At 26.3% G+C, this 9,825-nt stretch carries 8 protein-coding genes; 5 read left to right on the top strand and 3 right to left on the bottom strand.

The annotated features are described in order from the left end of the window. Window positions 1-1,614: 1,614 nt before the first annotated feature. The gene (locus tag ILYOP_RS14400; RefSeq protein WP_013389213.1) at window positions 1,615-2,499 is read left to right on the top strand and encodes a DUF3553 domain-containing protein; all 885 of its coding nucleotides are present in this window, start codon (window positions 1,615-1,617) and stop codon (window positions 2,497-2,499) included. Between the two features lie 530 nt (window positions 2,500-3,029). Beyond that, window positions 3,030-3,317, top strand: a complete 288-nt coding sequence (locus ILYOP_RS14390) for a hypothetical protein (RefSeq protein WP_013389211.1) — start codon at window positions 3,030-3,032, stop codon at window positions 3,315-3,317. Between the two features lie 981 nt (window positions 3,318-4,298). On the opposite strand, the gene ILYOP_RS14385 is transcribed toward ILYOP_RS14390, so the two are convergent. Further along, window positions 4,299-5,645: a citrate/2-methylcitrate synthase gene (locus tag ILYOP_RS14385; RefSeq protein WP_013389210.1), complete on the bottom strand. Its 1,347-nt coding sequence runs from the start codon at window positions 5,643-5,645 to the stop codon at window positions 4,299-4,301. Window positions 5,646-6,058: 413 nt separating this feature from the next. Between ILYOP_RS14385 and ILYOP_RS14380 the strand changes: the two genes are divergently transcribed. Next, a complete protein-coding gene (locus ILYOP_RS14380) occupies window positions 6,059-6,337 on the top strand; it encodes an HU family DNA-binding protein (protein WP_013389209.1) in 279 nt (92 codons plus the stop codon). A 92-nt stretch (window positions 6,338-6,429) separates the two neighbouring features. Here ILYOP_RS14380 and dtd read toward each other — a convergent pair whose 3' ends face one another. Beyond that, window positions 6,430-6,876: a D-aminoacyl-tRNA deacylase gene (dtd, locus tag ILYOP_RS14375; protein ID WP_013389208.1), complete on the bottom strand. Its 447-nt coding sequence runs from the start codon at window positions 6,874-6,876 to the stop codon at window positions 6,430-6,432. A gap of 142 nt (window positions 6,877-7,018) precedes the next feature. On the opposite strand from dtd, the gene ILYOP_RS14370 reads away from it, so the two are divergent. Both ILYOP_RS14370 and ILYOP_RS15385 read left to right on the top strand, forming a co-directional pair. After that, window positions 7,019-8,524: a nicotinate phosphoribosyltransferase gene (locus ILYOP_RS14370; protein ID WP_013389207.1), complete on the top strand. Its 1,506-nt coding sequence runs from the start codon at window positions 7,019-7,021 to the stop codon at window positions 8,522-8,524. Window positions 8,525-8,582: 58 nt separating this feature from the next. After that, a complete protein-coding gene (locus ILYOP_RS15385; RefSeq protein ID WP_013389206.1) occupies window positions 8,583-9,188 on the top strand; it encodes a M48 family metallopeptidase in 606 nt (201 codons plus the stop codon). 229 nt (window positions 9,189-9,417) lie between these two features. Here ILYOP_RS15385 and mgsA read toward each other — a convergent pair whose 3' ends face one another. Continuing rightward, a complete protein-coding gene (gene mgsA, locus ILYOP_RS14360; RefSeq protein WP_013389205.1) occupies window positions 9,418-9,792 on the bottom strand; it encodes a methylglyoxal synthase in 375 nt (124 codons plus the stop codon). Window positions 9,793-9,825: the final 33 nt, after the last annotated feature.

Genomic DNA, 9,825 nt, shown 5'->3' with positions numbered 1-9,825 from the left:
TTATCATCCCAGAAAAGTTATAATTTTATCATCCTTTTTAAATTATAACATTTTTTCAATAAAAATCAAGAAGATTAATAAAACCAAGCTTTTTTTATCATCCTTGTAAAATAATAATTTAATAACTTATATCATCACCAATAAATTATAAGTTACACTTTTTTATATTTTAACTTAAGTTTTTATTATGAAAATGCTTATTTTATAAGTAGATAAAAAATAATCTGTAATATAATTTTTAAAATTTATAAAACTATATTATCCTAATTTTCAATGGATAAATTAATTATGTATATTTATTGGGTTATTCTAAAACTTTATATAAATTAGTATAAAAAGAAAGTTTAATAGTATTTAAATCTATTCTATACATGCTTTCCATATAATCATACCAATTCCTTTGAATTTTTATTTCGATATTTCTTATCATCCCTGTAAAATTATACTTTAATTTATTGTAGTTCTACTTATAAATTCCTTATTTTATTGGTTTATTTTAATATCCCTTATTAATTATAATATAAGTAATTCTATTATAACTAATCAGTGATGATATTCTACATCTATAAAAATAGATACTTTTTTATAATCCTTTATTAATTATACAATGAAAAATTAACTGGTTTTTATTATCCTTTAAATATTATAATTTCTTTTTTTTTACCTCTTCCTTTAATTAGCCTGTAAAACTAGTACTTATTTTATCATCACTTATTTATTAACCAAAAGAAAATAAACTATTTCTAAAATTCAACATTATTTATAACAATATCAAATAAAGCTTTTTATTTGGTATATTATGATTTTTAAGCAAACTTTAAATTTAGTATTTTGTTTCCAAGCCTTTATAAATAAAGGATTGGATTAATATAAAAAATTTTTTTTATATTTTATATAAAATTTTAAGTAGATTATACATAGAGAATTTTTATAAAAAATATTATTTTTGATTATCATCCTTTATTATTTATAATCAAAAATTTTAAGTTTTGCTAACTTAGATTAGCATCACTGAATAATTATAATTTATAATGTTTTATTTATTAATATAATAACATTTAATAATACCTGAATTAATTGAGATACTTTATCATCCCTTATGTTTTATAATATAAAATATATTTTAAACTCTGTCATCCTTTTATTATTATAACACTGAAAAGTATCGCGCCTTGAAATATAAGGTCCATTTTATCATCCTCATTATTTTATATCTATTCACTTCATTGAAATTTCTACTTTAGCTGTTGTCATCCTTTATACTTTATAAAAAACAATGTCTACATAATCTTATTTAAAAGCTTATTTTACTGGATTAGATTATAATCCTTTATATTTAATAATAATTTTATACCTGGTATTACTGGTCTAAAATTATAATCCTTTTGAAATTATAATTTTATTTCTTTAAATCCTCTGTATCCCTTATTTTATAAGGTATTTAAAAGAGTCATCTACTATTAATTGATTCACTACATAATACATAATACATATTACATATCACATACATATAGGTTTTGTTCAGTTTAATTTTTATTATTAAAAAATTCTAATTTTGATTTTAATAATTTATAGGGTAATATTATAAGGGAAAAGTAAGGGGGGAAAAATACTTTGAAATTTGTCAAACATATAAAAAAACAGGAGTGGGGAATAGGAGAGATAATAGAAACAAATGGTTATAAAGTTACAATTGACTTTATTAATGCTGGAGTTAAACTTTTAAATAGTAAAATTGCAATTTTAGAAGAAATTTTAGATGAGGGTGAAATAACCAAATATAAGGAAGATAGACTTTTATGTACATTAAATAATAAAAAAACAAAAAAAGTAAGTGTAAAAGAAAACTTCCCAATAGAAGATCTTATACAGATTTTTTTATCTGTTTATCCAAAAGGATTTTATGATGAAGGTTACCTTGAAAATGAAAGAAAATACAAAGAAAATCTGATAAATGAATTTAAAATGAATTTGTCAGAAGAAAAATTATCAAAAAGTCTGGAAAGCAAAGATTATTCAGAAATTGCTGAAGTTTCTAAAAAACTTATCTCAGCTAGTAAGAACATTCATAGTATTGAAAAAACAAATTTTAGAAAAGCAATAAGTAAAGTAGAAAATCAAGAAAGATTTATTCAAACACTGTATGATCTATTTTACACAGATAAAAAAACAGAAGAAGAGAGGTTCATAGATTTTAAAGATTGTTTAGAATCGATTAACTGTAATAAGTGGACGATAATAACGTACTTTATGAATATGCTAAAACCAGATAAATATTTATTTCTCAAACCAAAAATTTCAAAAAAATCTGCTGAAATTTTTGCTTTTGATATCAGTTATAATATGACTCCAAACTGGAATACATATTTTAAATTTTTAAAATTTGCTGAAATTTCTAAAAAAAATATTGATATTTTAAACCCAAGAGATTATATTGATATTGAATGTTTTATGTGGATTCTTGTAAAGAACCTGAAAAAAGCGAAAGAAAAAGCTTAATTTTTTAATAATACATTCATGAATATTATTAAAGAGGGAGAAATATTTTTAAAATGAAAAAAAGCTTAAATAAGAGTGAAATAGATCTGCTTATAGATAAATCTATTGATAAAATACCTTTTGAAATGAGAAAAATCAAATTTATTTTATTTGTAGTAAAAATAGTAAATAAACATAAAATAAAAAAAGATCATTTTATAAAGATTGTTTTATTTTTTTACATTATTTATACTTTATATTATTTTTTTATCAAATAAAAGTGTCGCCGCGATACTTTTATCTGATCTTATCTGAAGTTAAAAAATTAAATATTTAATGTAAAAAGTCTCCTAAATATTTCATAGGAGACTTTTTACATTGAAAACCTAAAAAAAGTCAAAATTCTTTTGACTCAAAGAATTCATAACAAGAATAACTAGTGAAAATAAATATAAAATTCATTGTTATTTATTTTATATTTATGATAAAATATCTATCATATAATATGAGATTCAAAACAATATATTATTAAGTAAATTAAGAGGTGAATTATGGATAAAGAAAAACTTTATCGTAGATTAGATGTTATTTCAGATAAAATTAAAGAGTTTGGATTTGATATAAAAGAGGATCTCTATGAATTGATTAGTCAACAACCGGAAATCGGAGAGAAAATATTAAATTTCAAATTAAAAAAAGTAGCTTACTTTAATGATGATGAAAATAATTCTTATGTAGGATTTACATTGGAAGATACTCAGGTAACTTTCTATGTAGAGCTAGGAGAAGATGAAGACGGTCCTTGGTACGAAATAACCGCAGAGATAATCAATTTTTAATTATAAAACTTCAAAATATTTTATTATTCATAGCTTATTTAACTTAAATCTAATCAATTAAAAAATAGAAAATAGAAAATCGGTACAGACAATAAAGTATAACCATGAAACTTGACACTTGAAAAAAAGTTCCTGTTTTATGGTTTTTTTGATAAAAATTTATACGAATTTACAAATAGATGAATCTATTTGTAAAAAAAACTAGTCTCTGATAAAAAATTTAAGTTGTTATCACAAAATAAAAATATATTAAAAGTGTCCAATAAAACTATAACAGATAGTCTTGAGTTTAAAAGCTAATCTATTGAAAAATATAAATCGGACAAGCTTTAGAATTTAATCTTTGAAGGAGTTTGATTTGATATATATATATTAGGATTGAAGAGAATATTACTATAAAAAATCGTTTTAGAAATACTTTTAAGAAATAAGTAGAATTAGAGTTAAAAGACTTAAGACAATCAAACTCAGGACGACCTTTGGGAAAAGATATTACTAATTTTGAGAATATTAAGCCTCATGAAGCTTAAAAAAAATTTATGAAGATAGAAGCAGTTTTCATTTTGATATTACTTTAAATACAGTCAAGCACATGATTAAAAGTAAATTTAAGCTTGATTCCGTTTGCTTAATTTAATTATATCAAGGGTTTAACTACAATAATCCAAAATTTAAAAAGTTATTGAAATCTAAGAAAAATTCTCAATAAATATTACGTAAAAAAAATTTCTAGGATAATGCTTTAATAAAATAATTTTTTAGACATATGAAGCATTATTTAGATTTAGAATCAAAGAAGACAACGAATAAGATTAAAAGAGTGGTGGCAAAATATAAAAATGATTATAATAAGCATAATTATCAGTAGAATTTAAAAAAGATGACTTCTATATTGTACAGAAGTCATCTTTTATACTCTTAAGGATAGTTTTTTTAGTATTCCTGCTACAAGGTATAGTTTAAAGTATAAAATTCTTTATTTTACCTCTTACTTAATGGCGTGTAATCATTGTCACCATGAACATGCTGATAAGCAGGCCTTATGATTTTCTTATCACTTAGAATTTGTTCAATTCTGTGTGCTGACCATCCAGCAGAACGGGCAGCTGCAAAAATAGGAGTGTAAAGATTCTCTGGGATGTTCAGCATATCATAAATAAATCCGGAGTATAGATCAACATTCGCACACATAAGCTTACCTTTTGAATTTTTAAAAATTTCTTTTGTAAGAGATTCTACATCACTATAAAGTTGGAACTCTTTTATATTATTTTTCTCTTTGGCAAGTTCATAAGCTTTTTCTTTTAAAAGAACTGCTCTAGGATCAGAGAGAGTGTAGATAGCATGTCCCATACCATATATTAATCCTTCGTTATCAAAAGCTTTTTTACTCAGTATTTTCATTAGATAGTTTTTAAGTTCGTTTTTATCTTCAAAATTTTTAACATTATCCTTGATGTTGCTAATCATAAGTTTAACTTTTGAATTTGCTCCACCATGTTTTGGACCTTTCAGAGAACCTATGGCCGTGGAAATAGCGGAATAAGTGTCTGTACCACTAGATGAAACAACATGAGTCGCAAAAGCGGAATTGTTACCTCCACCGTGTTCAGCATGAAGTACTAGGCATAGATCTAAAACTTCTGCTTCTGTTTTTGTGTACTTACTGTTGTGTCTACTCATATGTAAAATATTTTCAGCAGTACTAAGACCTCTTTTAGGTGGATGTATAAATAAACTTTTTTCGTTAAAATAATGTTCTGTAGCATGATATCCATATGCCATTATGGTAGGAATTTTAGCAATAAGCTCAAGACTTTGTCTGACTAAATTCTCAACATCGAGATCATCAGCCTCATCGTCCATAGAATAAAGAAAAAGTACGCTTCTTTGAAGTAAGTTCATAATATTTTTGCTTGGAAGTTTTAGCAAAAAATTTTCAGTGAACCCATCTGGAAGAAACCGCAGTTCATCGAGTAATAAATTAAATTCTTCAAGTTCATCTTTTGATGGAAGCTTACCGAAAAGAAGCAAAAAAACGCATTCTTCAAAACCCATTCTATCTTCTTTTTGAAATCCCTTTACAAAATCTTTTACCTCTATACCTCTATAATATAAAGCCCCCTCTTTTGGAACCTTAACCGCATCAATTACGTCATATCCTTGTACATAACCAACTTTAGTGAGTCCAACAAGAACTCCTGTTCCATTTTTATTTCTCAAACCTTTTTTTACACTGTACTTATCATAATGTTCAGGTTTGATAAAATTATTATTTTGTGCCATTTTAATTAAATTTTCAAAAGCTTTATTTGCATAATGCGACAAATTAATCCCCCCCTATATTTGCAATAATTTGATACTAAATATATCAAAATCAGGCAAATTGCTTATATAAATGATATTTCATATGGAAAATTAAAACAAGTACACATTTTATATACAAAACATATATTATATATATTATCTGGTAAAATATGATTTATTTTGTATATGTTTAAGAGTCTTATTAATATAAAGAGATTTATTAAAATGTGCCGTAGTACCTAATAACTCAAGACAATTATAAAAATATAACAATATTTTTAATTTTATATCTGGAAAAATTAAACTTATAACAAAATCGAGAATAAAAAAAGGAAATAAAAGAATATGTTATATAATTTTTGTAAATATTTTTATTATGATAACTTGTTTTAAGAAAAATATATAGTATACTAGGTAATAAAGGGGGGATGGTAATGACTAAGAAAGAATTTATAGCAAAGTACTGTGAAAACGGAGGTTTTGTATCTAAAGCTGAAGCTGAGAGAAAATTAAATGCTTTATTAGATACTATTGAAAATATTCTAGTCGATGGAAATGAAGTCAATTTCATTGGTTGGGGTAAATGGGAAGTTGTAGAAAGGGCCAAAAGAAAAGTAAGAAATCCTCAAACAGGTAGAAAGATGACTGTTAAAGCTAAAAAAGTAGTTAAATTTAAACCAGGTAAAAAGTTGGTAGATAAGATAGCTAACTAAATTTATATTAGATTTTTTATCTCTTAGGCTGTTGAAATAAAATCAACAGCCTTTTTCTTTTGCAAAAAAAATTAATTATAAAAAATAACTTTCTATTTTTCAGGAGAATCAATTATCATGGTGACAGGTCCATCATTGAGAAGTTCAACTTTCATATCGGCGCCAAATTCTCCGACAGAAATTTTTATATTTTTTTCTTTTACAAGATCAATAAATTTATTGTATAGAGGCACAGCAATATCAGGTTTGGCAGCTTCAATAAAGCTAGGTCTTCTTCCTTTTCTAGCATCACCATACAAAGTAAACTGCGAGATTAAAAGAATTTCACCCTCTATATCTTCAATTGATTTGTTCATTTTTCCATTTCCATCGGAAAATATCCTTAGTCCTGAAATTTTGTTAACAAGCCACTTTGTATCTTTCTCATTATCCCCGTGTGTTATTCCAAGTAGAATGAGAAGACCTTCTTTTATTTTTCCAATGACATTTCCTTCTACGGATACCTGTGCCTTTGTAACTCTTTGTACGACAACTCTCATAACAGTTTTCCCCCTTCGTTGGTAATAATAAAATTTTAATATAGTTACCCTTATTTTGCAAGGATGGAAGTTGTAAAATGAATATGATAGTGCTATACTAAATAATATTAAGCACAATAATAATAGAAATGAGGTAATTGTTTTGGATAAGGAAATTTTATTGACAGAATTTGCAAAAGTTATTAATTCTGATAGATACCAGTATACAGAAAGTGATGTATATTTGATGGAAGGACTTGAAGAGCAGGAAGCCATATTTGATATGTACTTTAGAAGAACTGAAGATGGAGGATTTGCTGTCGTATGTGGAGTTCAAGAAGTACTATACTTGATAAAGACATTAAATGCTACTTCAGAGGATGAAAAAAGAAAATATTTTTCAAAGATTATAAAAGAAAAACACCTCTTAGAGTATTTAGTAAAAATGAAGTTTACTGGAGACGTATATGCACTCAGAGATGGAGAGATAGCGTATCCAAATGAACCTGTTATAACAATCAAAGCACCTTTGATTCAGGCCAAAATATTGGAAACCCCTATACTAAACACAATGAACCTTCAAATGGCAGTGGCTACAAAGGCCTCTAGAGTCACCAGAGCGGCTGACCCTATAGGTGTATCGGCATTTGGTACGAGGAGGGCTCACGGCTTCGATAGCGCCGTATCAGGCAATAAAGCTGCTTATATTGGAGGATGTTCTAGTCACTCTAATATAATAACTGAATATAAATATGGAATTCCAAGTATTGGAACAATGGCCCACTCATATGTTCAAACATTTGGAATAGGAAGAGACGCAGAAAAACGTGCTTTTGATGTTTTTATAAAACACAGAAGAAAAAGAGAAAGTAATACTCTAATATTATTAATAGATACTTACAATACCATTGGAATGGGTATAAAGAATGCAATTGAGGCTTTTAAAGAAAATGGAATAGATGATAGTTATAATGGAATCTATGGAATACGAATTGATTCTGGAGATTTGGCGTATTTATCTAAAAAATGCAGAAAAGAATTGGATAATGCAGGATTCAAAAAAGCAAAGATAGTGTTAACTAGTTCTCTGAATGAGGAACTAATTAGATCCCTAAAAGAACAAGGAGCCTGTGTGGATTCCTTTGGTGTGGGTGATGCTATAGCAACAAGCAAATCTAATCCGTGCTTTGGAGGGGTATACAAAATTGTCCAAATAAACGGTGAACCGGTGATAAAACTTTCTGAGGATGTATTTAAAATATCTAACCCTGGATTTAAAGAGGTCTATAGAATTTATGATAAATTTGGTGCTGCTTATGCTGATTTGATAACTCTTGTAGAAAAGGACGAAGATAAAAACAGTATAATTGAAAACAGTGACCTCACAATAATAGACGAAAGGTATGATTTTAAGAGAAGTCTTTTAAAATCAGGTGAGTATACTGCAAAGAAAATAACCATTCAATATATGAAAGAAGGAGTTTTAACAGAAAGTTATAAGACTTTATTGGATGTGAAAGGCTCACGTGATTATTATATTGCTAATTTAAATAATATGTCAGAAGAGAGAAAAAGACTAGTAAATCCACATAAATACAAAATAGACTTATCAAAGGACCTTCTAGAATTAAAGTATTCACTGATAAAAAAAATTAAAAGTCAAATTTAAAAAATCCCCTTAAAGGGGATTTTTTAGTGTCGCGGCGACACTAAAAAAGGAGATAACCATGAGAGAGGGAAAAATAAAAGCTTCAAGAATAACAATCCAATATAAGATAATAAAAAGAAGTAAAAAAAATTATATTTTAAGAATAAAAGATGAAATTTCAGTAGAGTTATCTATACCCAAAAGAGATTCCTATATAAATGGAGTTAATTTTATAAATAAAAATAAAGAGATCATAGAAAAAAAAATAATTGATTATGAGAAAAAACTTAGGGTGATAAAACCAAAAGGAACAATAAAATTTTTAGGAAAAATTTTATCAGAAAAAGAAAATAACCTTACTCAAGAGAAGATGGAAGAAAAAGGAATAAAAATATTGATGAATAAAATTAAAAAATGGAGTGATATTATAGGGGTTTCTCCTTTACAGGTTAGAATTAAACCCCTAAAAACAGCGTGGGGAATCTGTTATTCAAATGGCAACATAAGCTTAAATATAAAATTAATAAAAGCAGATCCTAAAATAATAGATTATGTAATAATACATGAACTGTGTCATCTAATTCATCATAACCACTCTAAGGAATTTTGGAATGAATTAAAAAAATATTATCCAGATTATAAAGAAGCTAAAATAGTTTTAAAAAACGAAGGAAGATTTTATTAAAAATTATAATTTGAAAAGGATGATAAAAAAAATGAAATATTATCTAGGATAATTTATATTTATAATTTCCAGTAATTTAATTTTTAAGAAAATATATTGATATTGCCCTGTCAGAGTTTAGAGTGGAGAATATGAGTGGTAAAAAGTTGGGATTAAGTAGTTTGAACATAGAAGTTCAAGTTGCACCAGCTTTCTGTTAAAAGAATAGAAGTGCAACTTGAAATTTAATTTAGATTTCATTAATTAAAGCGTTAATTAATAATTCAGCAGTTCTTTTATTTGTTGCTACAGGAATTTTATGCACATCACATAATCTTATCAAAGCCTGAACATCAGGTTCATGAGGTTGACTTGTTAGAGGGTCTCTAAAAAAGAAAACAACTTTAATTTTTTCATTGGCAATGTCAGAACCTATCTGCTGGTCTCCTCCAAGTGGACCGGAAAGATATCTGTGAACTTTTAAATCTGTAGCCTGGATTATTCTTCCTCCAGTTGTTCCTGTTGAAACCAGTTCAAATTTTTCAAAAAAATCTCTATGCTTCTTTACAAAATCTACTAAGTCATCTTTTTTCTTATCATGAGCAATCAATGCGATACGTTCCATAACTTACCTCCCCATAAAATTAATATGCATCTA

The sequence above is a fragment of the Ilyobacter polytropus DSM 2926 genome, assembly GCF_000165505.1.
GTDB lineage: Bacteria > Fusobacteriota > Fusobacteriia > Fusobacteriales > Fusobacteriaceae > Ilyobacter > Ilyobacter polytropus.
Note: the sequence above shows the minus strand (reverse complement) of the source record. Positions and strands in the feature narration are given on the sequence as shown.

Excerpts from the sequence above, each read along its gene's own strand:
- ILYOP_RS15385 (WP_013389206.1), top strand. The coding sequence starts at position 8,583 with ATGAGAGAGGGAAAAATAAAAGCTTCAAGAATAACAATCCAATATAAG.
- ILYOP_RS14390 (WP_013389211.1), top strand. The coding sequence starts at position 3,030 with ATGGATAAAGAAAAACTTTATCGTAGATTAGATGTTATTTCAGATAAA.
- dtd (WP_013389208.1), bottom strand. The coding sequence starts at position 6,876 with ATGAGAGTTGTCGTACAAAGAGTTACAAAGGCACAGGTATCCGTAGAA.
- mgsA (WP_013389205.1), bottom strand. The coding sequence starts at position 9,792 with ATGGAACGTATCGCATTGATTGCTCATGATAAGAAAAAAGATGACTTA.
- ILYOP_RS14380 (WP_013389209.1), top strand. The coding sequence starts at position 6,059 with ATGACTAAGAAAGAATTTATAGCAAAGTACTGTGAAAACGGAGGTTTT.